Source organism: Halomonas sp. ND22Bw, from assembly GCF_003011945.1.
Taxonomy (GTDB): Bacteria; Pseudomonadota; Gammaproteobacteria; order Pseudomonadales; family Halomonadaceae; genus Halomonas; species Halomonas halophila.
The window spans coordinates 1-397 of sequence record NZ_PXWD01000263.1 but is presented as its reverse complement, the minus strand read 5'-3'; the positions used below and the strand labels follow the sequence as shown (position 1 = coordinate 397).

The 397-nt window shown below is 65.2% G+C and carries 1 protein-coding gene; it reads right to left on the bottom strand.

The genetic code is table 11. The annotated features are described in order from the left end of the window. Window positions 1-284 precede the first annotated feature (284 nt). On the bottom strand, window positions 285-389 hold the full coding sequence (locus CVH10_RS17990; RefSeq protein WP_369335864.1) for an AraC family transcriptional regulator: 105 nt from the start codon (window positions 387-389) through the stop codon (window positions 285-287). Between the last annotated feature and the right edge of the window lie 8 nt (window positions 390-397).

Below are 397 nucleotides of genomic sequence, written 5' to 3'. Positions count from 1 at the left end.
GACGATTTCGTCGACCACCGTCGCCTCCGCGCTCTGCTGGGGCTCTGCGGTCGGCTGCGGGCTGGTTTGAGCCCAAGCGGCGCCTGTCCCGCAGGTCAGGGCCAGCGCGCTGGCCGCCGTGAGAATGGGTTTCTTGGCCTTCATTGTTGTCCTCCCTTGATCGTTTTTTGTTTGATTTGGCACGCGCACGGGTTCGCAGTCCGGGACGTGTGGGCCTCGGGACGATCTCGTTCACGATGCTGATGACTGGCCGCCGATGGCGGCTTAGCCTGACGTGGCGCGCGTTACGCCATCCTCGCCCCCTGGCGCCGGGTGCGGAAGTTTGTCGGGGTCTCGCCCAGGTGCGTCTTGAAGGCCCGGTTGAAGTGGCTCTGACTGGTGAAGCCCAGCAGATCGG